General features: G+C 64.3%; 22 protein-coding genes and 1 tRNA gene. 14 read left to right on the top strand and 9 right to left on the bottom strand.

Annotated elements, in window-relative coordinates; translation table 11 throughout:
* The first annotated feature begins 173 nt into the window (after positions 1 to 173).
* The 3 genes from N5C28_RS05525 to radA all read left to right on the top strand — a co-directional run bounded on the left by N5C28_RS05525 (position 174) and on the right by radA (position 2,276).
* Complete coding sequence (locus tag N5C28_RS05525) at positions 174 to 431, top strand: DUF465 domain-containing protein (protein ID WP_279820907.1); 258 nt, start codon at positions 174 to 176, stop codon at positions 429 to 431.
* An 80-nt stretch (positions 432 to 511) separates the two neighbouring features.
* Positions 512 to 748, top strand: coding sequence for a DUF465 domain-containing protein (locus N5C28_RS05520; protein WP_279820906.1), 237 nt, complete (start codon positions 512 to 514; stop codon positions 746 to 748).
* Between the two features lie 163 nt (positions 749 to 911).
* Complete coding sequence (gene radA, locus N5C28_RS05515) at positions 912 to 2,276, top strand: DNA repair protein RadA (RefSeq protein WP_279820905.1); 1,365 nt, start codon at positions 912 to 914, stop codon at positions 2,274 to 2,276.
* A 22-nt stretch (positions 2,277 to 2,298) separates the two neighbouring features.
* Here the strand turns inward: radA and N5C28_RS05510 are convergent, their stop codons facing one another.
* Entirely contained in the window at positions 2,299 to 2,670 is a 372-nt protein-coding gene (locus N5C28_RS05510; protein ID WP_279820904.1) for a PilZ domain-containing protein, read from the bottom strand.
* Positions 2,671 to 2,873: 203 nt separating this feature from the next.
* Between N5C28_RS05510 and N5C28_RS05505 the strand changes: the two genes are divergently transcribed.
* The gene (locus tag N5C28_RS05505) at positions 2,874 to 3,380 is read left to right on the top strand and encodes a DUF3015 domain-containing protein (RefSeq protein WP_279820903.1); all 507 of its coding nucleotides are present in this window, start codon (positions 2,874 to 2,876) and stop codon (positions 3,378 to 3,380) included.
* Between the two features lie 88 nt (positions 3,381 to 3,468).
* On the opposite strand, the gene N5C28_RS05500 is transcribed toward N5C28_RS05505, so the two are convergent.
* Complete coding sequence (locus N5C28_RS05500) at positions 3,469 to 4,098, bottom strand: response regulator transcription factor (protein ID WP_279820902.1); 630 nt, start codon at positions 4,096 to 4,098, stop codon at positions 3,469 to 3,471.
* Complete coding sequence (locus N5C28_RS05495) at positions 4,095 to 5,480, bottom strand: cache domain-containing protein (RefSeq protein ID WP_279820901.1); 1,386 nt, start codon at positions 5,478 to 5,480, stop codon at positions 4,095 to 4,097. The genes N5C28_RS05500 and N5C28_RS05495 overlap by 4 nt, the downstream gene beginning before the upstream one ends.
* 300 nt (positions 5,481 to 5,780) lie before the next feature.
* Here N5C28_RS05495 and N5C28_RS05490 point away from each other — a divergent pair, with 300 nt between their 5' ends.
* From N5C28_RS05490 to yjiA, 3 genes are all read left to right on the top strand, one after another.
* A complete protein-coding gene (locus N5C28_RS05490; protein ID WP_279820900.1) occupies positions 5,781 to 7,838 on the top strand; it encodes a carbon starvation CstA family protein in 2,058 nt (685 codons plus the stop codon).
* A gap of 11 nt (positions 7,839 to 7,849) precedes the next feature.
* Positions 7,850 to 8,053, top strand: coding sequence for a YbdD/YjiX family protein (locus N5C28_RS05485; protein WP_279820899.1), 204 nt, complete (start codon positions 7,850 to 7,852; stop codon positions 8,051 to 8,053).
* A gap of 67 nt (positions 8,054 to 8,120) precedes the next feature.
* Positions 8,121 to 9,095: a GTPase gene (gene yjiA, locus N5C28_RS05480; RefSeq protein ID WP_279820898.1), complete on the top strand. Its 975-nt coding sequence runs from the start codon at positions 8,121 to 8,123 to the stop codon at positions 9,093 to 9,095.
* 61 nt (positions 9,096 to 9,156) lie between these two features.
* On the opposite strand, the gene glyA is transcribed toward yjiA, so the two are convergent.
* Both glyA and N5C28_RS05470 read right to left on the bottom strand, forming a co-directional pair.
* On the bottom strand, positions 9,157 to 10,407 hold the full coding sequence (gene glyA / locus N5C28_RS05475; RefSeq protein WP_279820896.1) for a serine hydroxymethyltransferase: 1,251 nt from the start codon (positions 10,405 to 10,407) through the stop codon (positions 9,157 to 9,159).
* A gap of 132 nt (positions 10,408 to 10,539) precedes the next feature.
* The gene (locus tag N5C28_RS05470) at positions 10,540 to 14,694 is read right to left on the bottom strand and encodes an EAL domain-containing protein (RefSeq protein ID WP_279821076.1); all 4,155 of its coding nucleotides are present in this window, start codon (positions 14,692 to 14,694) and stop codon (positions 10,540 to 10,542) included.
* A 397-nt stretch (positions 14,695 to 15,091) separates the two neighbouring features.
* On the opposite strand from N5C28_RS05470, the gene ettA reads away from it, so the two are divergent.
* Positions 15,092 to 16,756 carry an energy-dependent translational throttle protein EttA gene (gene ettA, locus N5C28_RS05465; protein ID WP_279820894.1) on the top strand — a complete coding sequence of 555 codons (1,665 nt, stop codon included), beginning with the start codon at positions 15,092 to 15,094 and terminating at the stop codon, positions 16,754 to 16,756.
* Positions 16,757 to 16,841: 85 nt separating this feature from the next.
* Here the strand turns inward: ettA and rtcR are convergent, their stop codons facing one another.
* On the bottom strand, positions 16,842 to 18,449 hold the full coding sequence (gene rtcR, locus N5C28_RS05460; RefSeq protein WP_279820892.1) for an RNA repair transcriptional activator RtcR: 1,608 nt from the start codon (positions 18,447 to 18,449) through the stop codon (positions 16,842 to 16,844).
* 282 nt (positions 18,450 to 18,731) lie between these two features.
* Between rtcR and N5C28_RS05455 the strand changes: the two genes are divergently transcribed.
* The 6 genes from N5C28_RS05455 (at position 18,732) to rtcA (ending at position 24,136) form a co-directional block, all read left to right on the top strand.
* Positions 18,732 to 18,804 (top strand) — tRNA-OTHER (locus N5C28_RS05455).
* Positions 18,805 to 19,154: 350 nt separating this feature from the next.
* Entirely contained in the window at positions 19,155 to 20,297 is a 1,143-nt protein-coding gene (locus N5C28_RS05450; RefSeq protein WP_279820890.1) for a slipin family protein, read from the top strand.
* 32 nt (positions 20,298 to 20,329) lie between these two features.
* Positions 20,330 to 21,556, top strand: coding sequence for an RtcB family protein (locus tag N5C28_RS05445; protein WP_279820888.1), 1,227 nt, complete (start codon positions 20,330 to 20,332; stop codon positions 21,554 to 21,556).
* 9 nt (positions 21,557 to 21,565) lie between these two features.
* Positions 21,566 to 22,144, top strand: coding sequence for a hypothetical protein (locus N5C28_RS05440; RefSeq protein WP_279820886.1), 579 nt, complete (start codon positions 21,566 to 21,568; stop codon positions 22,142 to 22,144).
* 16 nt (positions 22,145 to 22,160) lie between these two features.
* Positions 22,161 to 22,949 carry a nucleotidyltransferase domain-containing protein gene (locus N5C28_RS05435; RefSeq protein WP_279820884.1) on the top strand — a complete coding sequence of 263 codons (789 nt, stop codon included), beginning with the start codon at positions 22,161 to 22,163 and terminating at the stop codon, positions 22,947 to 22,949.
* A gap of 164 nt (positions 22,950 to 23,113) precedes the next feature.
* A complete protein-coding gene (rtcA, locus tag N5C28_RS05430) occupies positions 23,114 to 24,136 on the top strand; it encodes an RNA 3'-terminal phosphate cyclase (RefSeq protein WP_279820882.1) in 1,023 nt (340 codons plus the stop codon).
* A 136-nt stretch (positions 24,137 to 24,272) separates the two neighbouring features.
* Here rtcA and N5C28_RS05425 read toward each other — a convergent pair whose 3' ends face one another.
* The 3 genes from N5C28_RS05425 to N5C28_RS05415 all read right to left on the bottom strand — a co-directional run bounded on the left by N5C28_RS05425 (position 24,273) and on the right by N5C28_RS05415 (position 26,721).
* Complete coding sequence (locus N5C28_RS05425) at positions 24,273 to 24,464, bottom strand: hypothetical protein (protein WP_279820880.1); 192 nt, start codon at positions 24,462 to 24,464, stop codon at positions 24,273 to 24,275.
* Entirely contained in the window at positions 24,454 to 24,705 is a 252-nt protein-coding gene (locus tag N5C28_RS05420; protein ID WP_279820878.1) for a hypothetical protein, read from the bottom strand. Before N5C28_RS05420 ends, N5C28_RS05425 begins: the two co-directional genes overlap by 11 nt.
* A gap of 159 nt (positions 24,706 to 24,864) precedes the next feature.
* Positions 24,865 to 26,721: a DUF4105 domain-containing protein gene (locus tag N5C28_RS05415; protein WP_279820876.1), complete on the bottom strand. Its 1,857-nt coding sequence runs from the start codon at positions 26,719 to 26,721 to the stop codon at positions 24,865 to 24,867.
* Positions 26,722 to 26,834 lie beyond the last annotated feature (113 nt).

The raw sequence follows: 26,834 nt of genomic DNA, 5'->3' as shown, positions 1-26,834 counted from the left end.
CGCGGACGGTTCAGTCTCGCGGCCAGTCTATCCAGTGACCGCCAGGGGCGATAGCGCTGGCACGGGCGCAACGGCCCTGCGCCGCGCCTCTGCGCCGCCATTGACGCGGATCAACAGGTCACGCCGGATACCAAATTAGAGTGGCAGAAATTTCAGCAAATGGGAGCATCGCCATGCACATCGATTACTCCAGCCAGGCCGAGCCGGACTTTCAGCGGCTGCGCAGCAACCCGGCCTACGCCGCCCTGGCCGAGCAGTACGAAGACGTGGTGCGCCGCATCGCCCGCATCGAGGACGGCATCGAGCGGCCCGATGGCGTACCGCTGTCCGCCCTCAAGCTGCGCCGCTCCGGTCTGCGCGAAGACCTGGTGCGCCTGCAGCACAAGGCCAAGGGCGACTGCTGCAACTGTGGTCGCAACTGCGGCGGCTGACGACAGCCGGTCGGACGGTTGCAGTCGCGGCCGATGGTCTAAGGTCAATCCTTGAACATCCACACCAAGAGGAGTGACCCATGACTGCCGAGCACAATCTGCGTGAGGAGTTTCGCGAGTTCGGGGACCAGCTGACCGAACTGCGCAAGAGCGATCCGGGATTCGATGGCCTGGTGGGGCGTTACCAGGACCTGGACAAACGCATCGTCGGCCTCGAGTCGGGCACCCAGTCGTTCGACGATGAAACCCTCGGACGCCTGCGTCGCGAGCGGGTGCTGCTCAAGGACAAGATCGTCCAGAAACTGACCTACGGCTAGACGCCACCGCCCGCCCTGGCGCGGTCCGTCCGCGGCCGCGCCACTTTGTTTCGCCCCTTCGCGGTGCCCGGCATTCGCGTCGCTCGATTCCCAAGGTCTGTAAATTTATCCAGTTGTTCGGTATCGTTTCGGCCTTCGCTCATCAGGCAGGACGACTCTTCCCATGGCCAAGGCCAAGCGCATGTATGGCTGCACCGAATGCGGTGCCACCTTTCCCAAATGGGCCGGCCAGTGCGGCGAATGCGGTGCCTGGAACACCCTGGTGGAAACCGTGCTCGACGCTGCGTCCGGCACGCCCAGCGGCCGCACCGGTTGGGCCGGGCAGCAGGCGCAGCTGAAGACCCTGGCCGAGGTCAGCGTCGAGGAAATGCCGCGTTTCTCCACCGCCTCCGGCGAGCTGGACCGCGTGCTGGGCGGCGGCCTGGTGGACGGCTCGGTGGTGCTGATCGGCGGCGACCCGGGGATCGGCAAGTCGACCATCCTGCTGCAGACCCTGTGCAACGTCGCCACGCGCTTTCCGGCGTTGTACGTCACCGGCGAGGAATCGCAGCAACAGGTGGCCATGCGCGCCCGGCGCCTGGGCTTGCCGGAAGACAAGCTCAAGGTCATGACCGAGACCTGCATCGAGACCATCATCGCCACGGCACGGGTGGAAAAGCCCAAGGTCATGGTCATCGACTCGATCCAGACCATCTTCACCGAACAACTGCAATCGGCACCCGGCGGGGTGGCCCAGGTGCGCGAAAGCGCCGCCTTGCTGGTGCGCTTCGCCAAGCAGAGCGGCACGGCGATCTTCCTGGTTGGCCATGTGACCAAGGAGGGCGCCCTGGCGGGGCCGCGCGTGCTGGAGCACATGGTCGACACGGTGCTGTATTTCGAAGGCGAAGCCGATGGCCGACTGCGCCTGTTGCGGGCGGTGAAGAACCGCTTTGGCGCGATCAACGAGCTGGGCGTCTTCGGCATGACCGACAAGGGCCTGAAGGAGGTCACCAACCCGTCGGCGATTTTCCTCACCCGCGCCCAGGAAGAAGTGCCCGGCAGCATCGTCATGGCCACCTGGGAGGGCACTAGGCCAATGCTGGTGGAGGTGCAGGCCCTGGTCGACACCAGCCACCTGGCCAACCCGCGCCGCGTCACTCTGGGCCTCGACCAGAACCGCCTGGCCATGCTGCTGGCGGTGCTGCACCGCCACGGCGGCATTCCCACCTATGACCAGGACGTGTTCCTCAACGTGGTGGGCGGGGTCAAGGTGCTGGAAACCGCCTCGGACCTGGCGTTGATGGCCGCGGTGATATCCAGCCTGCGCAACCGGCCGCTGGCCCACGACCTGCTGGTGTTCGGTGAGGTGGGGCTGTCGGGGGAGATCCGCCCGGTACCGAGCGGTCAGGAACGCCTCAAGGAGGCGGCCAAGCATGGCTTCAAGCGCGCCATCGTGCCGAAGGGCAATGCGCCGAAAGAGGCGCCGGCGGGGTTGCAGGTGATTGCCGTGACCCGGCTCGAACAGGCCCTGGACGCGCTGTTCGAATAGGGCCGGTAAACGGCGAGGGCGTTCAGTCGTCCTCGCCGAGGGCCGCCAGCTCACGCTCGAGCAGGCTTTCATCGCCCAGGTTGAGCTCGATCAGACGGCGCAGGTGGCTGATCGAGTCCAGGTCGATGTGCCGGCAGACGAAGCCGAGCAGGTCGCGCTGGCTGCGGGTCAGCACCACTTCCATCTTCACTTGCGTGCCGCCGCCCAGTTCGATGATCGCGTCGAACGGCTGATGTGGATCGGCGTTCCAGCCCTCGGGGAGCCTGACCAGCAGGCCCTTGAGCGAAATATCGTGCAGTTCGACCGCCCAGCGCCGTGACCCTTGCACGAGCTCGGTGGGCGCATCGAAGGCGATGCGGTGGAAGCGCCGACGATCGTTGGCTGCGTTGCTCATGCAAAAACACTCCTGCGCGGTTTCAACCACTATAGCCAAGGCGCGTGCGCCCGGCAGAACTTTGCGGCGGCAAATGTTGGGCCGACGTCACAGATTTGGTGGCCTCCGGGCGGATTTTCAGGGGGGCGGTTTGACAGGTGGGCATACGTCGCCAAAGCTGCTAGAGCGGTTTTATTACTATTTATGAGCGGAGCATCTCCAGTATGAATAAGCGACTGCTGAGCAAAGGGTTGATTTTCGGTTTGTTGAGTGCGGCCAGCGTGGCGGCCCAGGCCGATGCGGCAGGCGGTAATGGCTGCGGTTGGGGCAACATGCTATTCGAAGGACAACGTGGATTTGTTCCGCACTTCCTGGCCACCACCACCAACGGCACTTCGGGTAACGCCACCTTCGGCATGACTTCCGGTACCAACGGCTGCGACACCACCGTGCGTCTGGGCTACGGCGGCCGTTCGATGCTGGCGATGAATGGCATGCTCGACTCGATCGCTGAAGACATGGCCCAGGGCCAGGGCGAGGCGCTGGATGCCTATGCCACCCTGCTGGGTGTCGAAGCCGCTGACCGCGCGCACTTCGCCAAGGTCACCCACCAGAACTTCGGCACCATCTTCAGCGGCGCTGAAGTGACCAGCGAGCAAGTGCTGGCGGCCACCCTGGACGTGATGAGCCAGGATGCCCAACTGGCCCGTTACGCCAAACAACCGACCTGATCCGTTCAGGGCAGCGTGACGAGGCTGCCACCGGCAGCCTCGTCATCGTGTCGTTCCCGCCTCGTTCAGCGGCCGCCCTGGCCGTCGGTCACTCCGGTGACCAGCCGTGTTCCCGCGCATGTTTGACCAGATCGGCGGGCTTCTCGATATCCAGCTTGCGGCGAATGTTCAGCCGGTAGGTTTCCACGGTGCGCACGCTGATCTGCAGCTCGCGGGCCATCGCCTTGTTGTTCAGCCCCTGAGCCATCATCAGCAGCACCTGGCGCTCGCGTGGGGTCAGCTCATGCTCCTGCGGCTCCTCGGTGGTCAATTTCTGCGCAATGCCGCCGCTGTAGAACTGGCCGCCGACGGCCAGCACTTCGATGGCGGCGATGATTTCCCGTGACGGGGCGTCCTTCAGCACATAACCCGAGGCCCCGGCCCGCAGGGCATTGCTCACGTATTCCTGGTGGTCGTACATGCTCAGGATCAGGACCTTGAGCGCCGGGTACTGCTTCTTCAGCGTGGCGGTCAGTTCCAGCCCGTTGCTGTCTTTCAGGCCGATGTCCATCAGCAGGATGTCCGGCACTTCACGTTGTAGCAGCTCCTGGGCCTCGCGCCCGCCACTGGCTTCGCCGATGACCGCGAACCCCGCCATGGTCAGCAGGGCGCGTATGCCGTCACGGACCAGGGTGTGGTCGTCGACGAGGGCGATTCGAATCGAGGCGGGGTCGTTCATTGCGGCAGGTGCTCCGGCGCGTCGGCGTCTTTCCAGGCGGGTTCCGGGCGCAGCAGCACGCTCAGCTCGGTTCCGTCGGGTGTCGAGTGGATGGTGAACTGACCACCGAAGTGCTCGACCCGTTCGCGAATATTACGCAAACCGATGCCGCCACTGTGCTGGTCGGCCTGGCGCGGGTTGAAGCCGCTGCCGTCGTCGCGAATCCGCAGCAGCACCTCGCGGGCCCGGCCATCGAGCAGAATCTCCACGTGGTGGGCCCGGGCGTGGCGTTCGATGTTGGCCAGCGCTTCCTGCAGCACCCGGAACAGCGCCACCGTCACCCCGGGCGCCGGGCGTATATCGCCCAGCTGATTGCGGTAGTCGACGCTCAGGCCGCTGCGCTGCTGGAACTCCGATACCAACTGGCCGATGGCGGACGGCAGGCCCAGGGTGTCGAGCAAGGACGGGTGCAGGTCGTGGGAAATACGGCGGACTTCGCCAATCGCCGCCACCAGGCGTTCGGTGCCCTGGCGTAGGGTGTCGGCGGCCCGAGCGTCGCCGGAGGCCAGCTGTTGGCTGGCCAGTTCGAACTGGAACTTGACCGACACCAGCAGCTGGCTGATGCCGTCGTGCAGCTCCCGGGAGACCCGCGCGCGCTCTTCTTCCTGAGAGGTGACGATGCGCTGGGTCAGCCGCTGCAGCTTGCGGTCGGCCAGGCGGTGCTCGCTGACGTTGAGCATCATCCCGCAGGCGAACACCAGCAGCACCGCGACCAAGGCCACTGCCACGATGGCCTGCATCGTCGTGCGAATGCCGCTCGAGACTTCTTCCCGGGCCTGCTGGATCGCATGCTCCACGTCCTCGATGTAGATGCCGGTGCCGAACATCCAGTCCCAGCGGTCGAGCATGACCACGTAGGCCAGCTTGTCCGAGACCTGCCCGGTGGAGGGTTTCTGCCAGTCGTAGCGCTGGAAGCCGTCGCCGCTCCTGGCGGTTCTCAGCAGGGCCTGGATCACCGGCAGGCCGTCCGGATCCGTCATATTCCACATGTTCTTGCCGACCAGGTCCGCCTGGTGCGGGTGCATCAGGCTCTTGCCGTCCTTGTCGTAGACGAAGAAGTAGCCATCGCTGCCGAAGCTGATCCGCTCCAGGATGGCCAGTGCCTGCTGGCGGGTTTCCGGGTCGTTGCGGCCGCTGTCGTAGAGGGGGGCGATGGCGCTGGTGGCCATTTCCACGTAGTGCTTGAGCTCGGCCTGCTTGCTGCTGAGGATGCTGCTTTCGATCAGCCGGGCCTGCTGTTCGCCCAGTCGCTGGTTCTGCACCACCACCAGGACGCACACCACGGCGACAGCCAGCAGCAGGGGCAGGATGCCGAACGCCACGATCTTGTGTTTGAGTTGCATGCCGGACACTCGGGAAACTGGATGGAGGCCCACCGGGACGGGCTGTGTCTACCGTTCTTGCGCGCTTGCGTGGCCGTGCGCCTGGCGCAGGCCGAGCTATCCTTAGGAAGCGACACGACGACACAGGATAGCCGGAACGTTGTTGTGGATTGCACTGCGTAGAACTACGTAGTGCCGGCCAGTAGTTCTGCGAATGTCGCCGCAGGTTTCATACAGGGATAGTAGGTCGGCTCCGTCGCCGGAGCTCCTACAATAACAATGATTGCCGTGGCGCCACCGGTGCGCGGCAGGAGACCCTCAATGACTCGACTGGCCAGCCATGTTGCCTGGTTCGCCGTCGCAGTGCTGGGTGCATTTGCCCTGGGTACTGTGGCGCTGAGCCGTGGTGAATCGATCAACGCCTTGTGGATAGTGGTCGCTGCGGTCGCCATCTACCTGGTTGCCTACCGCTACTACAGTCTCTTCATCGCCAATCGGGTGATGCAACTCGACCCGACCCGCGCGACCCCGGCCGTACTCAACAACGACGGCCTCGACTACGTTCCCACCAACAAGCACATCCTGTTCGGCCACCACTTCGCCGCCATCGCTGGCGCCGGTCCGCTGGTCGGTCCCGTGCTCGCGGCGCAGATGGGCTACCTGCCCGGCACGCTCTGGCTGATCGCCGGCGTGGTGCTGGCCGGTGCGGTCCAGGACTTCATGGTGCTGTTCATCTCCACCCGCCGTAACGGCCGTTCGCTCGGCGAACTGGTGCGCGAGGAAATGGGCCAGGTGGCAGGCACGATCGCGCTGTTCGGCTGCTTCCTGATCATGATCATCATCCTGGCGGTGCTCTCGCTGATCGTGGTCAAGGCCCTGGCCGAAAGCCCGTGGGGCATGTTCACGGTCATCGCGACGATCCCGATCGCGATGTTCATGGGCATCTACATGCGCTATATCCGCCCTGGCCGCATCGGTGAGATTTCGCTGATCGGCGTGGCGCTGCTGCTGGGCTCGATCTGGCTCGGCGGCGTGGTGGCGGCTGACCCGGTCTGGGGCCCGGCCTTCACCTTCACCGGCGTGCAGATCACCTGGATGCTGGTCGGCTACGGCTTCGTCGCCGCGGTCCTGCCGGTGTGGCTGATCCTGGCGCCGCGCGACTACCTGTCGACCTTCCTCAAGATCGGCACCATCGTCGGCCTGGCGATCGGCATCCTGATCATCGCCCCCGAGCTGAAAATGCCGGCGCTGACCCAGTTCACCGACGGCACCGGCCCGGTGTGGAAGGGCACGCTGTTCCCGTTCCTGTTCATCACCATCGCCTGCGGTGCGGTGTCCGGCTTCCACGCGCTGATCTCCTCGGGCACCACGCCCAAGCTGCTGGCCAACGAAGCCCATGCCCGCTACATCGGCTACGGCGGCATGCTGATGGAATCCTTCGTGGCGATCATGGCCATGGTTGCCGCTTCGGTGATCGAGCCGGGCGTGTACTTCGCCATGAACAGCCCGGCGGCGATCGTCGGCTCCGACGTGCAGAGCGTCGCCGCCACCGTCAGCAGCTGGGGCTTCGTGATCACCCCGGAAGCCTTGCAGCAGGTGGCCGATGACATCGGCGAAAGCACCATCCTGGCCCGTGCCGGTGGTGCGCCGACCCTGGCCGTGGGCATCGCGCAGATCCTGCACAGCGTACTGCCGGGCGAGAACACCATGGCGTTCTGGTACCACTTCGCCATTCTGTTCGAGGCGCTGTTCATCCTCACCGCAGTGGACGCCGGTACCCGTGCCGGGCGCTTCATGCTGCAGGACCTGCTGGGCAACTTCGTGCCGTCGCTGAAGAAAACCGAGTCCTGGGGCGCCAACGTGGTGGCCACGGCAGGCTGCGTGGCGATGTGGGGCTGGCTGCTGTACCAGGGCGTGGTCGATCCGCTGGGCGGGATCAACACCCTGTGGCCGCTGTTCGGCATCTCCAACCAGATGCTGGCCGGTATCGCGCTGATGCTGGCGACGGTCGTGCTGATCAAGATGAAGCGCCAGCGCTACGTCTGGGTCACCCTGATCCCGGCCACCTGGCTGCTGATCTGCACCACCACCGCGGGCCTGATCAAGCTGTTCGATCCGAACCCGGCCGTGGGCTTCCTGGCGCTGGCCAACAAGTACAGCACCGCGCTGGATGCCGGTCAGGTACTGGCACCGGCCAAGGACATCGGCCAGATGCAGCACGTGATCTTCAACGCCTACACCAACGCGACCCTGACCGTGCTGTTCCTGTGCGTGGTCATGAGCATCCTGTTCTATGCCCTGAAAGTGGGGCGCCGCGCCTGGATCAAACCGGAGCGCACGGACCAGGAAGCGCCTTACCAACCGATTCCGGACGCCTGAGGAGGCTGCGCATGTTCAACGACCTGAGCCGTATGGGTAAGTACCTGGGGCAGGCTGCCCGTATGCTGGTGGGCATGCCTGACTACGACACCTACGTCGAGCACATGCGCAACAAACACCCTGACAAACCGGTGATGAGCTACGAGGCGTTCTTCCGCGAACGCCAGGAAGCCCGGTATGGTGGAGGCAAGGGACGACCCGTGCGTTGCTGCTGAGCGTCCACTGCAATCAACACGCGCCACGCCTCGTCGTGGCGCGTTTCATTTCGAGGGTCCTGTTTTCATGTCGAATTTGCCCATTCCGGTCACCGTGCTCAGTGGTTTTCTCGGGGCCGGAAAAACCACCTTGCTGCGCCATATCCTCAAGGCCGAGCACGGCCTGAAGATCGCGGTGATCGAAAACGAGTTCAGCGAAACGCCGATCGACGGTCAGTTGCTGGGCAATGACCCGGTGCAGGTGATGACCCTGGCCAATGGCTGCGTATGCTGCTCGATCCACGTGGAGCTGGAGAAGGCCCTGTTCCTGCTGCTGGAGCGCCTGGACGCCGGGGAGATTGCCTTCGACCGGCTGGTGATCGAGTGCACCGGGCTGGCCGACCCGGCGCCGGTGGCGCAGACCTTTTTTGCCGATGACGAACTGTGCGAGCGCTACGTGCTCGACGGCATCATCACCCTGGTGGACGCCGCCAATGCCGAGCGCCACCTGAGCGAGACCATCGCCCAGGCCCAGGTCGGGTTCGCCGACCGCATCCTGGTGAGCAAGCGCGACCTGGTGGATGACGCGCATTTCGAGGCGCTCAGCCAGCGCCTGCAACGCATCAACCGCCGTGCGCCGATTCGCGTGGTCGAGCACGGTCGCATCGACCTGGCGGAGCTGCTGGATGTGCGCGGCTTCAACCTCAATGCTGATGTCGGCCCGGCCCTGACGCTGCGCCCCGTGGCGCCGGCGAACAGCCCGGACCGTATCGGCACCCTGGTGCTGCGCAGCAGCGAGCCGCTGGACATCGACAAGCTGAGCGCCTTCATGGAGTCGCTGCTGGAGGAGCACGGTAATTCCCTGCTGCGCTACAAGGGTGTGCTGGAGATCGCCGGCGAACCCCGGCGCATGGTCTTCCAGGGCGTGCTGCGGCTGTACGGCTTCGATTACGACAGCGAGTGGGGCGCGGATGAAGCGCGCGAGAGCGTGATCGTGTTCATCGGCGACAGCCTGCCGGAGGCGCAGATTCGCGAAGGCTTCGCGGCGGTGGTGGCCGACTAGCCGACGCCTGAAACGAAAAAGCCCGGCATATGCCGGGCTTTTTGTTGCTGCGGTTAAGCGCTTAGCCGTAAACCGGCAGCTTCTTGCAGATGGCTTTGACCTTCTCGCGAACGGCGTCGATCACCGCTTCGTTGTTCAGGTCCGCCAGGATGTCGCAGATCCAGCCAGCCAGCTCCTTGCACTCCGCTTCCTTGAAGCCGCGGGTGGTGACGGCCGGGGTGCCGAAGCGCAGACCGGAGGTGACGAATGGGGAACGCGGGTCGTTCGGTACCGAGTTCTTGTTCACGGTGATGAAGGCCTTGCCCAGCGCGGCGTCGGCGTCCTTACCGGAGATTTCCTGCTTGATCAGCGACAGCAGGAACAGGTGGTTCTGGGTACCGCCGGAGACGACGTCGAAACCACGCTCGATGAACACGCTGGCCATGGCCTGGGCGTTCTTCACCACTTGCTGCTGGTATGCCTTGAACTCAGGCTGCAGGGCTTCCTTGAAGCACACGGCCTTGGCGGCGATCACGTGCTCCAGCGGGCCGCCCTGAGCGCCCGGGAAGACGGCGGAGTTCAGCTTCTTCTCGATTTCTTCGTTGGCCTTGGCCAGGATCAGGCCGCCACGCGGACCGCGCAGGGTCTTGTGGGTGGTGGTGGTGACCACGTCGGCGAACGGCACCGGGTTCGGGTAGACGCCAGCGGCGACCAGACCGGCCACGTGGGCCATGTCGACGAACAGGTAGGCACCGACCTTGTCGGCGATGGCGCGGAAGCGCGGGAAGTCCAGGACCTGGGAATAGGCGGAGAAACCGGCCACGATCATTTTCGGCTTGTGCTCGACCGCCAGGCGCTCGACTTCGTCGTAGTCGATCAGGCCGTTTGCGTCGATGCCGTACTGCACGGCGTTGTACAGCTTGCCGGAGGAGGAGACGCTGGCGCCGTGGGTCAGGTGACCGCCGTGGGCCAGGCTCATGCCCAGGATGGTGTCACCGGCCGACAGCAGGGCCAGGTAGACGGCGGCGTTGGCCTGGGAGCCGGCGTGCGGCTGGACGTTGGCGTAGTCGGCGCCGAACAGTTGCTTGGCGCGGTCAATGGCCAGTTGCTCGACGACGTCGACATGCTCGCAACCACCGTAGTAGCGCTTGCCCGGGTAGCCTTCGGCGTACTTGTTGGTCAGCACGGAGCCCTGGGCTTCCATCACCGCCGGGCTGGTGTAGTTTTCCGAGGCGATCAGCTCGATGTGATGTTCCTGGCGCTGGGCTTCCTGCTCCATTGCAGCAAACAATTCGGCGTCAAAACGGGCGAGATTCAAATCACGGCTGAACATGGCAATCCCCTGAAAAATCAGCTGGGCGGATGAAAGAGGGGGCGGATTCTACCTCAAAGGCCAGCATCAGGCATATGAAGGTCGGTCATATGGCGGACAAGCGGGGTTCATGTCCCGCAGGCCCGCCGGGGTTCAGGTGAGAACCAGAGAGGCGATGCCGCTGAATTCGTCGGCGAACAGGTTGGCGGGCATCGGCCGGCCCAGCAGGTAGCCCTGTACCTCGTCGCAGCCGTGGGCGCGCAGGAATTCCAGCTGGGCCTGGGTTTCCACGCCCTCGGCGATCACCGCCAGGTCCAGGCTATGGGCCATGGCGATGATCGCCCGGGCGATCTGCCCGTCGCGCTCGCCCTGGGGCAGGCCGTCGACGAAGCTGCGGTCGATCTTCAACACGTCGATGGGGAACTGCTTGAGGTAGTTGAGCGACGAGTAGCCGGTGCCGAAGTCGTCGATGGCGATGCACACCCCCAGGCGCTTGAGGCGCGAGAGGGTGTTCAGGGCGCTGCCCACATCGTGCATCAGAATGCTTTCGGTCAGCTCCAGCTCCAGGCACGCCGCGGCGATCCCGCTGTTGTCGATGATCCGCTCGATGCGCTGCTCCAGGCCGCCGTCGGTGAACTGGCGGGCGGACAGGTTGACCGACACCTTGGGCACGCGGATCTTCTCCTGGTGCCAGGCCTTGAGCTGGCGGCAGGCCTCGCTGAGCACCCAGTCGCCCACCTGCACCACCAGGCCGAGCTCTTCCAGCACCGGAATGAACGCCTCCGGTGGCACCAGGCCGCGGCGCGGGTGCTGCCAGCGCAGCAGCGCCTCGACGCCGGTCAGGCGCATGCCGTCGCCGGAGAACTGCGGCTGGTAGTAGAGGATGAACTCGCCCTGTTCCAGGGCATGGCGCAGGTCGCTTTCCAGTTCCAGGCGCTCCAGGGCGCTGGCGTTCATGGCCGACTGGTAGAACTGGAAGTTGTTCTTGCCGCGCTCCTTGGCGTGGTACATCGCGGTGTCGGCGTTCTTCATCAACTGGCTCAGTTCGTTGCCGTCCTGCGGGCTGAGGGCGATGCCGATACTGGCGGTGACGAAGAACTCGCGCCCTTCGAGGACGAACGGCCGGGCCAGGCTGTCGAGGATCTGCTCGGCCACGTGGATGGCCCGGTTCAGGGCACCGTCGCGGCTGCCGCGCGATTGCAGGAGCAGGGTGAATTCGTCGCCGCCCATGCGCGCCACGGTGTCGTCGTCATCGACGCAGGCGGCCAGGCGAACGGCCACGTCCTTGAGCATGCGGTCACCGGCAGCGTGGCCCAGGGAGTCGTTGATCGGCTTGAAGCGGTCCAGGTCGAGGAACATCAGCACCACCCACTCCTGATGCCGTTCGGCATGCTGCAGGGCGGTGTGCAGGCGGTCCTGGAACAGCGTGCGGTTGGGCAGGTGCGTCAGGGCGTCGTAGTAGGCGAGGCGATGGATGCGCTGTTCACTGGCCTTGCGTTCGCTGATGTCGCTGAAGAAGCAGACGTAGCTGACCAGGTCGCCTTCCTCATCCTGCACCGCGGTGATGCCGACCCAGGCGGGGAAGCTTTCGCCGTCGCGGCGTTTCAGCCAGACCTCGCCCTCCCAGCTGCCGCGCTGGTTGAGCTGGGACAAGATGTAGTGCAGGTGGCTGGCCTGCTGGCGGTCGGCGGTGAGCATGCCCGGCAACTGGTCGAGCACCTGGGCCGAGCTGTAGCCGCTGACCCGGGTGAACGCCTTGTTGACCTGAACGATGTAGCCCGCCGGGTCGGTGACCAGAATCGCCGCGGTGGAGTGCTCGAACACCGTGGCGGCCATGCGCAGGTCTTTTTCCGCACGCCGCTGCTGGCTGATGTCGCGCACCACGCCGAGCAGGCCTTCGAAACGCTCGTGTTCGTCCCACATGGGCACCAGGCGCAGTTCCACCGGGAACTTGCGGCCGTCGGCGCGCAGGCAATCGAAGACGAAATGCTGCGACTGGAATTCGCTGCGCAGCGTGGCCAGGCGCTGGCGGCTGCCGAGGGCGGCCCGCACCCGGTCGAGGAACATGTAGAGCCCGGCCATCTGCTGCGGATTGGCCGCCAGGTTGTGGATGTTGTTGGCGATGATCCACTCCGGCGAGTAGCCGAACACGCTCTGCACCGAGGGGCTGACGTAGTCGAGTTCGAGGCCGTTGTCGGTGGAGAAAATCACGTCGCTGGTGCTTTCCGCCAACAGGCGGTAGCGCTGTTCGCTGTCGCGCAACGAGTCGCTGCGCTCGATCTGTTCGGTGATGTCCTTGGCCACGCCGATCAGGCGGCTGACCCGGCCGGCCTCGTCCCGCGCCAGGGCCTGCTCGCGGATGCTGAAGGTGCGCCAGACGCCGTCCCGCTGCCGCCAGCGCACCATCGATTCGAGCAGTACGCCGTTGCCCACCACCTTCTGCAGGTTGCGGATGCGCCAGTAGTAGTCGCTGTCGTCGGGGTGGAGGATGCGTTCCCAGAAGTGCTCGCCCATCTCCTTGAGTTCGGCCGCGCTGTAGCCCAGCTGCAGCCCCAGGTGGTGGTTGCTGAACAGCACGCGCTTGTCGATCAGGTCGTGCACGTAGAGCGTGTCGGGGACGGCCCGGACCACTTCCGCCCAGAACCGCTCGCGCTCGATCAGCGACAGCTCGATGCGCTTGCGGCTGGTCATGTCGCTGATGCTCAGGGTCACGGCATGCAGGTCTTGCGGGCTGTCGGGCAGGCGAACCACCAGCCACAGGTGACGGACCTGGCCCGTGGGCGTGGTCAGCTGGCTTTCCAGCTCCACCTGGCTGGCGCCTTCGAGCAGGGCGCCGATCAGCTTCATGCGGAAGCCGTCCGGGCGCAGCGGCCCATGGTTGATCAGCTGACCCCAGGCCTGCTCGCTGGAGGTCACGCCCAGCAGACGCAGGGCAACCTGGTTGCTCTCGGTGACGCGCAGCAGCTCCAGCAGGTGGCTGTGCCGCTGCGGATTGTCCTGCAGCCAGTGTTCCAGGGTCGGCGCGTCGTACACCTCCTGCTGGCGCAGGTACTCGTGCAGCCTGGCCATGTCCAGCACGCAGAGCGCCGTGCCCGAACCTTCGAAAATGTCCTGGTAGCGCCGGCGGGCTTCCTGCAACACCCGGGTCGATTGCTGCTCTTCGGTGACGTCGCGCAGCACCCACACGTAGCCCAGGCGTCGGGATTCATCACCCAGGTCGCTGCGGTGCACGCCAAGCAGGCGGGTGACGCCGCCTTGCTGGATTTCCACCAGGTCCGGGCCGTTGTCGCTGATGAACGGCGTGCTGTGCAGCAGCAGCGGGTTCAGCCGCGGCAGCAGTTGCAACAGATGCCAGTGATGGGCGTCCTCGCTGCGCAGGCCGAACAGCTCTTCGGCCTGGGGGTTGAGGTAGCTCAGTTGCCCGTTGTGATCGGTGATCAGTACCCGCTCCTCGATAACCCGCAGGGCGCTGGCCGCCTGGTGCAGGGAGCGTCGCGAGGCGGCGTTGAGCGCGTGCAGCGTGCTCTGCTCGCGCAGCAGGCGGTACAGCGCCAGCAGGGTGAGCAGGGTGCAGAGGGTGAACAGCAGGAACTTGCCGGCCAGGTCCGGCAGCAACTCGGCGCGTACGTGGCGCTCATCGAACAGGGCGCGCAGCTGCCAGTCGCTGCCCTGGAGCGGAATCAGCAGGATGCTCTGCGCCAGTTCCTCGGCGGTGATCGGCGGAAAAACCGGGTAGCCGCCGGACGGCGCTTCGTCCTGGTGAGCGATGACCCGCTGCGCCAGGCGGTCTTCGAGCAGCCACTGGTGCGGGGGCTGGCGGTGATCCTTGAGCCAGCCCTGCAGCGAGCTGGTGCCCAGGCGCAGGGCCCAGTAACCGCTAGCCTCCTTGCCTGCCTCCTGGCGCAGCAGCAGGTAGAGCTGGCCGCCTTCGCGGGCGCTGAACGCATAGTGATAGGGCGCGCCCTGGTTGCGCTGGAACAGGTTGGCCAGGTACAGGGCGTCGTCGGCCTTGCCGTCGCTGTCACCGAGCACGCCGCCGCGCGGCCCGAGCCAGGCGATGCTGCGCAAGGTCGGGAAGACCGCCCGCAGGTTGTGCAGGGTCTGCACGGAGGCGCCGCCGGCTGCCATGCTGTCGCTCTGGCGCAGCATGGCCAGGCCGGCATGGGCCTTGAGCTGCATGCTCAGGCTCAGGTGGCTGGCCAGTTGCGAGGCGTACGCGTGATTGAGCTGGCGCAGGCTGTCCTGGCGCTGCCGCGCTTCGAGCTGCAACTGCCAGAACAGCAGGACCAGCATGCCCACGACCAGCATGACCAAGGCACCTTTGGTCAGGCTGCGCAGAGGCGCCGCCTGCGGCTCGCCGGGTGCACGTGGTAGAGAAGGCGTGGTGTTGCTGGGCACGTGGTGGAAATCCTGCAGCTACGGCCTGGAAAGCAGGCCGGTAAAGAAACGGGCGCGCGCGGGGCGGGTAGGATGCCACAACTGTGGCAAAGTGCCAGCTCGTCCGACGAGCGTCGTTTGCCCTGTACCGCGCATTCCGGTAGCTTTGCCGCACGCGCGCATGCCTGCAATGTGCTCCGTCGGAAAACGGGGCGCCTGCCTGACAGCGCCGGGCGAAGCGATTCGTCCTCCGCCAGGGGCCGTTCGCCATCATCTGTTCATGGCCGCCCCGGCCTCCCAGTTTCTGTCTATAGAACCAAGGTCTTCCATGGCTCAATACGTATACACCATGCACCGGCTGAGCAAAGTCGTGCCGCCGAAGCGTGAAATCCTCAAGAACATTTCCCTGTCGTTCTTCCCGGGCGCCAAGATCGGCGTGCTGGGCCTCAACGGCGCCGGTAAGTCGACCCTGCTGCGCATCATGGCTGGCGTGGACACCGAGTTCGACGGCGAAGCCCGCCCGATGCCGGACATCAATGTCGGCTACCTGCCGCAGGAGCCGCAGCTGGACCCGAACAAGACCGTGCGCGAAGTGGTCGAGGAAGCGGTCAGCGGCGTCAAGGATGCCCAGGCGCGCCTGGATGAGGTCTACGCCGCCTACGCCGAGCCGGACGCCGACTTCGACAAGCTGGCTGCCGAGCAGGCCAAGCTGGAGGCCATCCTCCAGGCCAGCGACGGCCACAACCTGGAGCGCCAGCTGGAAGTTGCCGCCGACGCGCTGCGCCTGCCGGCCTGGGACGCCAAGGTCTCGGTGCTGTCGGGTGGTGAGAAGCGCCGCGTGGCCCTGTGCCGCCTGCTGCTCTCGGCCCCGGACATGCTGCTGCTCGACGAACCGACCAACCACCTGGACGCCGACTCGGTGGCCTGGCTGGAGCGCTTCCTGCACGATTTCCCGGGCACCGTGGTGGCGATCACCCACGACCGTTACTTCCTGGACAACGTCGCCGGCTGGATCCTCGAACTCGACCGCGGCGCGGGCATCCCGTACGAAGGCAACTACTCCGGCTGGCTGGAGGCCAAGTCGGCCCGTCTGGCGCAGGAATCCAAGCAGCAGTCGGCCCATGAAAAGGCCATGAAGGAAGAACTGGAGTGGGTGCGCAAAGGCGCCAAGGCCCGCCAGTCCAAGTCCAAGGCTCGTCTGCAGCGCTTCGAGGAAATGCAGTCCCAGGAATTCCAGAAACGCGCCGAGACCAACGAGATCTACATCCCGGCCGGCGCGCGCCTGGGCGACAAGGTCATCGAATTCAAGAACGTCACCAAGGGCTACGGCGACCGCGTACTGGTCGAAGACCTGTCGTTCAGCGTGCCGAAGGGCGCCATCGTTGGCGTGATCGGTGGTAATGGTGCCGGTAAATCGACCCTGTTCCGCATGCTGATGGGCAAGGAAACCCCGGACTCCGGCAGCATCGAGATCGGTGAAACCGTGCAACTGGCGTGCGTCGACCAGAGCCGCGACGACCTGGACGGCAGCAAGACCGTTTGGGAAGCCGTGTCCGATGGCCTGGACATGATCAAGATCGGCAACTACGAGGTCCCGTCCCGCGGTTACGTGGGCCGTTTCAACTTCAAGGGCGCCGACCAGCAGAAGTTCGTCAAGGACCTCTCCGGTGGTGAGCGCGGCCGTCTGCACCTGGCCCTGACCCTGAAGGAGGGCGCCAACGTCCTGCTGCTCGACGAACCGTCCAACGACCTCGACGTGGAAACCCTGCGTTCGCTGGAAGATGCGCTGCTGGACTTCCCCGGCGCCGCCGTCGTGATCTCTCACGATCGCTGGTTCCTGGACCGCGTGGCGACCCACATCCTCTCCTACGAGGACGACGGTGTGATTTTCTTCGAAGGCAACTACACCGAGTACGAAGCCGACCGCAAGAAACGCCTCGGCGACGCCGCCGCCCAGCCGCACCGGGTACGGCACAAGAAGCTGGCGCAGTAAGCGCCGCTGCTGCAAACAAAAAAACGGGGCCATTGGCCCCGTTTTTGTTTGGCGTATTCCCGCTCCCGCCACTGAACGCGGTGCCTCAGGTGCGGTGTCGAATGGCTTGCCATTCCAGTCCGAACCGCGCCAGGTACTTGCGCAGCCGGTCGGCATCGTTGGGTTGTGCCTTGGCCTGGCGCGACACGTCATACAGGCGCCGCCCGGCATCGGACAAACTGTCGGACTGACGGCACACGTCGATCACCGCCTTGAGCTGCAAGCGGTCGAACAGGTCGAGATTGGCCGCCTCGGCGCCCAGCAGGCTCGATAGTCCGTCATCCTCTGCGGCAAGGCCCCAGGCCCGACGCAAACGTTCGATTTCCTCTTGCGCCTGGGCTTCATCGATCCGCCCGCTGTCGGCCAGAGTCGCCATGCGCGTGATCGAGGCCGACAACTCACGAAAGTTGCCTTGCCAGGCTGCCTCGCTGGAGCTGGCGAAGGCCAGGTAGCGGCGGCGCGCCTCCAGGTTGAAGCGCACCATCCGCCCTTGTTCGCGGGCGTGGCGCTCCAGCTCGAAATCGATGTTCGGCTCGATGTCCTCGCGTCGCCCGGCAAGGCCTGGCAGGTCGAAGGTCCACAGGTTGATTCGTGCATAGAGGTCTTCGCGAAACAGCCCTTCGGCCACCCGCGTACGCAGGTCGCGATGGGTGCCGGCGATCAGCAGGAAGTCGCTGCTCACTTCCTTGTCCGAGCCCATGGGAAAGAACCGTTTTTCCTCGACCGCCTTGAGCAGCATGGCCTGTTCGTCCAGGCCCAGCTCGCCGATCTCGTCGAGGAACAGCATGCCGCCGTCAGCAGCCCGCAACAGACCGTCACGAGCGTTCTGGGCCCCGGTGAATGCACCTTTGATGTGCCCGAACAGGGCGGACATGGCGCCGTCGCCGCGCAAGGTGGCGCAGTTGACCTCGACGAAACGGCCATCCACCAGGTGTCGGCTGCGTTTGAGCTCGTACACGCGGCGGGCAAGAAACGACTTGCCCGCACCGGTTGGCCCGATCAGCAGCATGGGTGCCGAAGAACGCACGGCAACCCGCTCGATCTGCTCGATGGAACGGTTGAAGGCCGCGTTGCGCGTGGCGATACCGGACTTGAGAAACGCCAGCCCCTCCAGCCGTTCATGCTGGAAGCGTGTGGCGATGCGGTCGTAGCGCGACAGGTCGAGGTCGATCAGTGCATGGGTGCCCGTGACCGGATCGACCTCGGCACGCCTGCGTGTGGGGGACGTCTGTACCAGTCGTGCCGGCAGGTAGCGCGCTTCGGTCAGCAGGAACCAGCAGATCTGCGCGACGTGGGTACCGGTGGTGATGTGCACCAGGTAGTCCTCGTGCTCGGTATCGAAGGCATAGTTGCTGGTGAAGTCGTGCAGCGCGCCATAGACCTCCTCGAAGTCCCAGGGGTTATGCAGGCACATCATGTGCAGGCGCACCTCGGTCTCGGGGGATATCTGCTGAATATCGGCGCGAATCCGCTCGGCCAGGCTGATGTCGCGCGCGTCGGTGCCGTGGATCAGCTCCAGGCGGTCGATCAGCAGGTCCGGCTGCTGACACAGGCCGATACTGGGCCGCCATTTGTTCCAGCGATTGGCGCCCTTGCCCACCCGGTCGAGGGTGGTGCCGATGAAGCCAATGGCGACCGTTTTCCTTGTCTTCATTTTCTATCCAAAAAGATAATCAACGATATAACAGTATCAGTAAATCCGAAAATCAATCGCCGGAAAAATACAAGGCGATCACGATGTAAATATAAAATCATTATTTATCAATGGGTTAAAAGGAGTCCGGCAAGACCGGAAAGAACTGGCACGCCTCTCGCTATATACCTCTCGACCGCATCACTGATGTAGCCCACGGGCAGGGACTTCAACTCCCGCCGGTGCCCGAGCCCACCCCCAGGTGTCGGCTTCGTGCATGCCGCTGCAGCAGTGAAGGTCAATGGCGCGGTAGCTCAGTCCGGTAGAGCACTCCACTTAGCTGGAGCCGTCGCAGGTTCGAATCCTGCCCGCGCCGTTCGATAGCTCAGTCGGGTAGAGCAGCCATCCAGAAGATGGCCTGTCGCGGGTTCGACTCCCGCTCGAACACTGCCCTGTTAAGGCAGCTACTCATGAATGCAACACCCCGCCGGTGTGGCAACGGGACAGGCGCAGAGCGGCCAGAATGGCCGGAAACGCCAGGGACTCGAAGCCAGCGCCGACCCGCCCGGTACGAGGATCGGGTTTGTGACAAGGCAGACGTTGGCCGAAGGACTAGGCCAAGCGGGCAGGAAGCCCACAGCGTCAGCCTCTCGCAAACTCCCTCTTCGCCACTCGACGGGACGGCAAACACCGGCAACCCAGGATATAGAGAAGAAGGAAGAGATAATGAAAATGCTGAAGCGCTTTACCGTGAAAAAGAACGAACGTGGCCTGCTGTACTCCGAAGGCGACTTCCTGGCCATCCTCGAGCCGGGCACCTATCGCCATCTGGATCTGTACAACCGCCTGAGCGTGGAAACCTTCAGCCTGAATACCCCGCTGTTCGAGCACCGCCTGAGTGGCTATCTACGCCAGTCGGAACCCGCGCTGGTCGAACGTTACTTCACCCGCATGGATCTGCTCGAGAACGAAGCGGGCCTGCGTTACGAGGACGGCGTACTGGTGGAAATCCTGGCGCCGGGCAGCCGCCGGCTGTACTGGAAAGGTCAGACAGAGCAGCGCCTGCAACGCATCGACCTGAGCCAGGATTACCGTGTGCAACAAGCCCTGCTGCAACAGCTACAGGGCAACCTGCGTGGCCGCAGCGTGATCGGTGTAGAGGCGATGCTGATGGCTCAGGTACCGGCCTATCAGGTTGGCGTGCTGAAGGTCGATGGCGCAGTCATCGAATTGCTGCCGGCAGGCCAGTACGGTTTCTGGCGCTACAACCGCCAGGTGAGCGTGGAGTTGATCGATACGCGCATCCAGGCCCTGGAAGTCAGCGGTCAGGAAATCCTCACCCGCGACAAGGTGAGCCTGCGCCTGAACCTGGCTGCCAACTGGCGTTATAGCGACGTGCTGACGGCGTTCTCGCGCCTGTCCAAGCCGCAGGAACACCTCTACCGTGAACTGCAATTCGGCCTGCGGGCGGCGGTGGGCACACGCTCGCTGGATGAGCTGCTGGAGAACAAGCAGGTGATCGACGAATCGGTCGGCGCCTACCTGAAGGAGCGGATGGCGGGCACCGGCATCGAAGTCAGCGGCCTCGGGCTGCGCGACATCATCCTGCCGGGTGAAATGAAGGCCCTGCTGGCTCAGGTGGTAGAGGCGGAAAAAGCGGCGCAGGCCAATGTGATCCGCCGCCGCGAGGAAACATCGGCGACCCGCTCGCTGCTCAACACGGCCAAGGTGATGGAAGACAACCCTACCGCCCTGCGCCTGAAGGAGCTGGAAACCCTGGAACGAGTCGCCGAACGGATCGACCGCATCTCGGTATTTGGCGGGTTGGATCAGGTATTGAATGGACTGGTAACGCTGAAGCAGGCCTGACACGGACCTGCTTGGCAACGAAGGAAATGGACATGAAAGAGAACACCTACAATCTGCTGGAAGTCGCCAACGGCAAACCGATCAAGCTGTGGACGCAAGGCGTTCCGGTCGAGGAGGACGCCAAGCAGCAGTTGATGAACACCGCGAAGATGCCCTTCATCTTCAAGCACCTGGCTGTGATGCCGGACGTGCACCTGGGTAAGGGGTCGACCATCGGCAGCGTGATTCCCACGGTTGGCGCGATCATCCCGGCGGCAGTCGGGGTGGATATCGGTTGCGGAATGATCGCCGCGCGCACCTCGCTGATGGCACACGACCTGCCGGACAACCTGGCCGGTCTGCGCGCCGCCATCGAGAAGGCCGTACCACACGGGCGTACCTCCGGCCGCGGTGGCCGAGACAAGGGCGCCTGGGAAAACGTGCCGGAGATGACCGACCACGCCTGGTCGGCCCTCAGCGACCGTTTCAAGGTGATCACCGACAAATACCCGAAGCTGGAGAAGACCAACAACCGAAAGCACCTGGGAACCCTGGGAACCGGTAACCACTTCATCGAGGTCTGCCTGGATGAGGCAGGCCGCGTCTGGTTCATGTTGCACAGTGGATCGCGTGGCGTCGGTAACGCCATCGGCAACCTGTTCATCGAACTGGCCCAGGCCGATATGCGTCAGCACATCGCCAACCTGCCGGACCGCGACCTGGCCTACTTCGAGGAAGGCAGCCAGCACTTCGCCGACTACGTGGAAGCGGTGGGCTGGGCCCAGGACTTCGCCAAGCAGAACCGCGCGCTGATGATGCACGCGGTGATCGGGGCGGCCCGTGGGGTGATCACCAAGCCGTTCGACGTGGCACTGGAGGCGGTGAACTGCCACCACAACTACGTGCAGAAGGAGCGCCACTTCGGTGAAGAGGTGCTGGTGACCCGCAAAGGCGCGGTATCGGCGAAAAAAGGCGAACTGGGGATCATCCCGGGGTCGATGGGGGCCAAGAGCTTCATCGTTCGCGGCCTGGGTAACGAGGAGGCGTTCTGCTCCTGCAGCCATGGTGCCGGACGAACGATGAGCCGAACCAAGGCCAAGAAGTTGTTCACCGTGGACGACCAGATCAAGGCCACGGCCCACGTCGAGTGCCGAAAGGACGCCGACGTGATCGACGAAATTCCGATGGCCTACAAGGACATCGACCAGGTCATGGACGCCCAGCGCGAGCTGGTGGAAGTGGTGCACACCCTGCGTCAGGTGGTGTGCGTGAAAGGATGAGGTGAGGCCATGCTGCAACCGATGCAAAGCCAGCGGCTCGATGAACTGCGCACCCGCCTGGAAGAGGCGGGCTGCGTGTTCGACTTCGTGGTGACCACGCTCGACCCGACCGCCACGCCTGGCGAGGAGGAACATAGACGGGCACTGCAAATACTGTTCGAGATTATCGAGGAGCGCGCTCGTCTTGGCCGACTGGAGCTGATTGCCCAGGACTCCCGCTTTGCTAAACAGCGCTGGCCCGATTTGACACCCGATTTTGCACAAGCACGCCCGACGACTCTCAACCATATAGAGCTACATGAGCTGGTCAGCGAGGATGGCCTGTTGTGCCGCAACTTCCGCAACCCGCCGTACGGCACGCAGTTGCAAGTGGCGGACTTTCGCGAGTGGCTACAAATGCTGCGGCTGTATCCCGATGAAGAGCTGCAGGTGCTCGACTGGGTCGGGGACGCATATGAAGAGCCACAGCGCAGCGCCTGGAGCGACTATTTCGACGACGGCAAGGAATGGTGGGGCATCTGGTGCCTCACGTTATACAACCCGCGACGTCGGACATTGTCCGCGCTGGCCGCCAGCGCGACAGACTGAACAAGGATGGAAAGACATGGACATGCAACAACGCCACCCGCTCAGCGCCGCCATGCGCGAGCGGGTGCTGGAAGAGCTCGAACGGGTCGAGCGCGAGCGCAACGTCAAGGTGCTGTACGCCTGCGAGTCGGGCAGCCGCGCCTGGGGTTTCGCCTCGACCAACAGCGACTACGACGTACGTTTCGTCTATGTGGAGAAGCCGGACTGGTTCGTCCAGGTCGACGAACCACGCGACGTGATCGAGCGTCCGCTGGACGATGAGCTGGATGTCAGCGGTTGGGAGCTGCGCAAGACCCTCGGTTTGCTGCGCAAGTCCAACCCGACGCTGCTGGAGTGGCTCGACTCGCCCCTGGTGTACTGCCAGGAAGACAATGCGACGGCGCGCCTGCGAGAGCTGGCCGAGCAGTTCTACAGCCCACCGGCGGCGCGCAACCACTACCTGTCGATGGCTCGGAAGAACTTCCGCGGTTACTTGCAAGGCGAGTCCGTGCGTTTCAAGAAGTACTTCTATGTACTGCGGCCGCTGCTGGCCGTGCGCTGGATTGACCAGGGCCGCGGCCGACCGCCGATGACCTTCGCCGAATTGCTGCAGACCGTGGATGATCCTGCGCTGCTGGAGGAAGTCGACGAACTGTTGGCGCTCAAACGCAGTGCCGACGAGTCGGCCTATGGCCCGCGTCGTCCGGTCTTGCACGCCTTCATCGAGGCGCAACTGGAGCGGCCGGTGCCGAGCCTGCCGCGTACTCACGCGGACAGCAGCCGGCTCGATGCCTACCTGCGTGAGATGGTGAAGCGCTACGCCTGAGCGGGCGATGTTTCGTGGCCTGGGTCGAGCGCAGCGATACGAGGGTGGCAGTCCCGGGTTTCGCAGGCTCAACCCGGGCTACCGCTTGCTACCTGGGCCCCATAGCGTCCAGAGAGGCGCTGCCACGTAGCGCGGCAATGATCGAACAACAAGGATTTATACAGATGAACAAGGACATTCTCGAACTGGACGGCGCCATCGGCGGAGGCCAAGTGCTGCGCAGTGCGCTGAGCCTGTCGATGATCACCGGACGGCCGTTTCACATGCGCAATATCCGCGCCAAGCGCAGCCGTCCCGGCCTGCAGCGCCAGCACCTGAGCGCCGTGCTGGCAGCGGCGCAGATCAGCTCGGCCCAGGTCGAGGGGGCGGAGCTGGGCTCGCAGACGCTACTCTTTGCGCCGTCGGGTATTCGTGGCGGCGAGTACAACGTGGCGATCGGTTCCGCCGGCAGTTGCACCCTGGTGCTGCAGACGTTACTTCCGGCATTGCTGCAGGCGGACGCACCGAGCACGCTGCATATCAGTGGAGGCACCCACAATCCCCTGGCACCCCCGGCGGATTTCCTGCTGCATGCCTGGCTGCCGCTGTTGCGGCGCATGGGCGCCCAGGCCGATATGAGTCTGCTGCGTCACGGCTTTGCGCCGGCGGGCGGCGGCGCCGTGGTGACGAGTGTCGAGCCGTCCACCTTGCAGCCGCTGCATCTGCTGGAGCCTGGGTCGGTGGTGCAGCAGCACGCCAGGGCGCTGCTCGCCGGTGTTCCGGGGCATGTCGCGGAGCGCGAGCTGGCCCGGGTTGGCAGCCGGATGAAGTGGCCGCAGGAGGACCTGCGATTCGTCTGGCTGGACCAGGACGAAGGACCGGGCAATGCCCTGTTGCTGGAAGTTGCCTGCGAGCAGGTCACGGAGCTGTTCAGTGCCTTCGGTCAGAATGGCGTGCGGGCCGAGCGGGTGGCTGATCTCGCCATCGAGCAGGCGCGTGAATGGCTGCAGAGTGGAACGGCAGTGGCGGAACACCTAGCCGATCAGTTGTTGCTGCCCATGGCGCTGGCGGGCGGCGGGAGTTTCACCACTCCCAGGATGACGGAGCACATGACTAGCAACCTGCAGGTGTTGCAGCGTTTTCTGTCTGTCGAGGTTCGCTGCAGCGAGCCTCGTCGCGGTGCGGTGCTTATCGAGCTGGGTGTCTGATTCACCTTCCCACCGTACCCTGCGTGCCCAAGTCGGCAGGCGTCCGGCGAGAGCCGGTGTATCCGGTTGGCTGCCGACCTCGGCTTTGCCAACTATGAAAACGGGGCCATCGGCCCCGTTTTTTATTATCTGGCGATCAATTGACCTTTCGGCTGAGCTGTTCCAGCTCCCGTCTCAGCGAGTCGATCGTGCGCGCCTGCTCATCCAGTTTTCGTTCGAGCTGGGCCAGTTTGTCCACTTTTCTTTCCAGTTCTTCGAGGCTGCGGCTGCTGGAGCTTCCGCGCAGGTCCTTGAGGGTGCGCTCCTGTGCGTCGAGCTTACTTTGCATCTCCGCAAGCTTTCTCTGGTCTTCTTTCTGCTGCCTGAACGAGTCTTCCAGGTCCCATCACCTTGATGCTCGATCGACTGATTTTTGTGCTTTCGGGATGTCCGGAACTCGTTACCAGACTGTGTTCTGAGCTGCTGCTACCGAACGAGCCGAAGCTGATCTCGGCATGAGCCATACCGGTGAGACCGAGCGTGGCGAACAGGATCATTCCGTTGGAGAGCAAGCGTAGCGGTGTGCGCATGGCGGGTCCTTTTAGGGGTGAAAACAGGCACGGTCTGGGTGGTCGTGTTTTGGTGGGGCTGAGTGCATGGGTGGGTGCTGGTCGATGGCGCTCGCGGGCAAGCCCGTGCCTACAGGGAGCTGTCCCCCTGTAGCCGTGCGAAGCCTGTTGACGGCTGGATCAGTAGTGGTACCACTTCAGTTCCAGCATCACTTCGCTTTCCGGGCTGGCCAGGTGGCTGAAGTCGCGTTTGGCGCTGAGGCGCAGGCCGAGGTTACGGCTGATTTCCCATTGCTGGGCCAGGCTCAGACTGCGGCGTACTTCGCCGTTGTGGAAGTAGTCGCCCTTGGCTTCCAGCAGCAGGTTGCCCATGTCGTTGCGCCACAGGATGCCGCTGTTGAAGCCGGCAGCGGGGGAGACGAAGGCGGCGAAGTCTTCGTTGTGTTCGACGCGTACGGTGCCCAGGGCAAAGCCCAGCAGTTCGTCGCTCAATTCCCAGGTGATGCCGGCACCGCCATTGATATGGCTGACCAGGGTTTCGTCGCCATCCTTGCCCAGTACACGCTCCAGGCCGCCCGCCACTTGCCATGACCAAGGCTTGAGCAGCTGGTTGCGTGGGGTGAAGGAGCGAATGCTGGCCAGGTCGAGGCGCTGCAACTGCCAATGGTTGTTTTCGTACTGGCGCAGTTTGAGCTGGAGGATTTCGATCTGCGCACCGAGGGGGAAGCCGTACAGGTTGTCGTTCAGGTCGTGGTAGGCCATGCGCAGGCCATATTCGGCGAAGGCGCGGTCGTCGCGACTGCCGGCGCCCAGCTGCCAGGTGCGCGATTCATGGCCCTGCTCCGGCAGGCCGGGGCGTTCGATCTCGAAGGGCGGCGGCGGGTTCTGGTTGATGGCTTTGAGCAGGGTGAAGCTGTGCCGGGCGGTTTCCGGATCACGGGCTTCGCCGGTGTTGCGGTAGCGCAGCAGGCGGAAGGCGGCGTCCTGGATCAGCGACTGGCGGTCGGTGGGCAATGCTTTGAACGCGCTGTCTTCCAAGGCCTGTGGATCATCGGCCAGGCTCAGCACCCAGTCCTGTTCGTCGGCGCTGAGCGGTTCTGCCCGAGCCAGGAGTTCACGCTCGCGGGAGGGGCGGTAGTCGATCCGGTCGACCAGGCCAGCGTCCTTGATCGCACGCACCGTGTCGGTGGGGATGGCGGTGAGCGGGAAGTGCTCGGTCAGCTCGATGCCCGGACGAGCGATTTCCAGCAATTCGAGCAGGCGATAGGAGCAGTTTTCGTCGAAGAAGAAGTAGTCGAAGCGGATCTGCTTGAGTTCCCAGACGTGCTCGACCATGCGCCCGGTTTCTTCCGGGGTGAGGTTGAGGCGGTACTCCCAGAGGTCGCGGTTTTCCAGGCTGCGGTATTCGGCCAGCTTCTCCCGGTAGGGCACCAGGGCGAACAGGCCGGGGTAGCCGCCCATCAGGCCTTTCCAGGCATAGAGGATGCTGTTGTCCGCCCCTTCGATGAAGGCACCGAAGTTCAGCGCGTAGCTGAGCAGGGCGGTGTTGTTGCTGTCCACGTCGGCCTGGTCGATGCGCAGCAGGGTGTGGCCGAACATCGAGGACGGGCTGTTCAGGTAGGCCGCGGGAAACACCAGCACGGTGCTGTGCGGGGCGACATCGCGGTACCAGGTGCGGTACTCGTTGCAGGTCGGCTGCGGCAGGTCCTGCAGGTTGAGCTGCTGGCGCAACCAGCGGGTGCGGGCTGGGTACACGCACTGGGGGTGTTTGTCGTCATCGGCACCGAGCGGCTGCTGAATGGCGGCCAGGGTGGCCCGCAGTTCGGCGGCGGGGTCGCTGTCGCCGTTCTCGGCGAGGAAGAATTCATCGTCGTCCACGTAGCTGCGCCACCCACCGAACTTGCCGGTCTCGTAGTGGCCGAGTGCGATCCAGTACGGATCGTTGCTCAGGGCGTTCAGGCGCTCATCGGAGGCGGAAGGCGAGGCCAGGGCGTGGACACTGCTGCACAGGGCAAGAAAAGCCAAAATCCGTTTCAAGGGCGTTGTTCTTCTCGGTATGGCGACGCTGGAGCTTTGGCGAAGCGATGGAAGCCTGTCAAGCATGTTCAGGCCGCTCATTTGCGCAAGTTTTTACAGGGGGCCGTATGGGC

The sequence above is a fragment of the Pseudomonas sp. GD03944 genome (assembly GCF_029839275.1).
Classification (GTDB): domain Bacteria; phylum Pseudomonadota; class Gammaproteobacteria; order Pseudomonadales; family Pseudomonadaceae; genus Aquipseudomonas.
Note: the sequence above shows the minus strand (reverse complement) of the source record. Positions and strands in the feature narration are given on the sequence as shown.

What these genes read in the sequence shown, in the direction of transcription:
- N5C28_RS05425 (WP_279820880.1), bottom strand. Translation starts at nt 24,464, where the DNA reads ATGCAAAGTAAGCTCGACGCACAGGAGCGCACCCTCAAGGACCTGCGC.
- N5C28_RS05420 (WP_279820878.1), bottom strand. Translation starts at nt 24,705, where the DNA reads ATGCGCACACCGCTACGCTTGCTCTCCAACGGAATGATCCTGTTCGCC.
- N5C28_RS05445 (WP_279820888.1), top strand. Translation starts at nt 20,330, where the DNA reads ATGAAAGAGAACACCTACAATCTGCTGGAAGTCGCCAACGGCAAACCG.
- N5C28_RS05450 (WP_279820890.1), top strand. Translation starts at nt 19,155, where the DNA reads ATGAAAATGCTGAAGCGCTTTACCGTGAAAAAGAACGAACGTGGCCTG.
- glyA (WP_279820896.1), bottom strand. Translation starts at nt 10,407, where the DNA reads ATGTTCAGCCGTGATTTGAATCTCGCCCGTTTTGACGCCGAATTGTTT.
- N5C28_RS05485 (WP_279820899.1), top strand. Translation starts at nt 7,850, where the DNA reads ATGTTCAACGACCTGAGCCGTATGGGTAAGTACCTGGGGCAGGCTGCC.
- N5C28_RS05510 (WP_279820904.1), bottom strand. Translation starts at nt 2,670, where the DNA reads ATGAGCAACGCAGCCAACGATCGTCGGCGCTTCCACCGCATCGCCTTC.
- N5C28_RS05500 (WP_279820902.1), bottom strand. Translation starts at nt 4,098, where the DNA reads ATGAACGACCCCGCCTCGATTCGAATCGCCCTCGTCGACGACCACACC.
- ettA (WP_279820894.1), top strand. Translation starts at nt 15,092, where the DNA reads ATGGCTCAATACGTATACACCATGCACCGGCTGAGCAAAGTCGTGCCG.
- N5C28_RS05435 (WP_279820884.1), top strand. Translation starts at nt 22,161, where the DNA reads ATGGACATGCAACAACGCCACCCGCTCAGCGCCGCCATGCGCGAGCGG.
- yjiA (WP_279820898.1), top strand. Translation starts at nt 8,121, where the DNA reads ATGTCGAATTTGCCCATTCCGGTCACCGTGCTCAGTGGTTTTCTCGGG.
- radA (WP_279820905.1), top strand. Translation starts at nt 912, where the DNA reads ATGGCCAAGGCCAAGCGCATGTATGGCTGCACCGAATGCGGTGCCACC.
- rtcA (WP_279820882.1), top strand. Translation starts at nt 23,114, where the DNA reads ATGAACAAGGACATTCTCGAACTGGACGGCGCCATCGGCGGAGGCCAA.
- N5C28_RS05440 (WP_279820886.1), top strand. Translation starts at nt 21,566, where the DNA reads ATGCTGCAACCGATGCAAAGCCAGCGGCTCGATGAACTGCGCACCCGC.
- N5C28_RS05490 (WP_279820900.1), top strand. Translation starts at nt 5,781, where the DNA reads ATGACTCGACTGGCCAGCCATGTTGCCTGGTTCGCCGTCGCAGTGCTG.
- N5C28_RS05505 (WP_279820903.1), top strand. Translation starts at nt 2,874, where the DNA reads ATGAATAAGCGACTGCTGAGCAAAGGGTTGATTTTCGGTTTGTTGAGT.
- N5C28_RS05470 (WP_279821076.1), bottom strand. Translation starts at nt 14,694, where the DNA reads ATGCTGGTCGTGGGCATGCTGGTCCTGCTGTTCTGGCAGTTGCAGCTC.
- rtcR (WP_279820892.1), bottom strand. Translation starts at nt 18,449, where the DNA reads ATGAAGACAAGGAAAACGGTCGCCATTGGCTTCATCGGCACCACCCTC.
- N5C28_RS05495 (WP_279820901.1), bottom strand. Translation starts at nt 5,480, where the DNA reads ATGCAACTCAAACACAAGATCGTGGCGTTCGGCATCCTGCCCCTGCTG.
- N5C28_RS05525 (WP_279820907.1), top strand. Translation starts at nt 174, where the DNA reads ATGCACATCGATTACTCCAGCCAGGCCGAGCCGGACTTTCAGCGGCTG.
- N5C28_RS05520 (WP_279820906.1), top strand. Translation starts at nt 512, where the DNA reads ATGACTGCCGAGCACAATCTGCGTGAGGAGTTTCGCGAGTTCGGGGAC.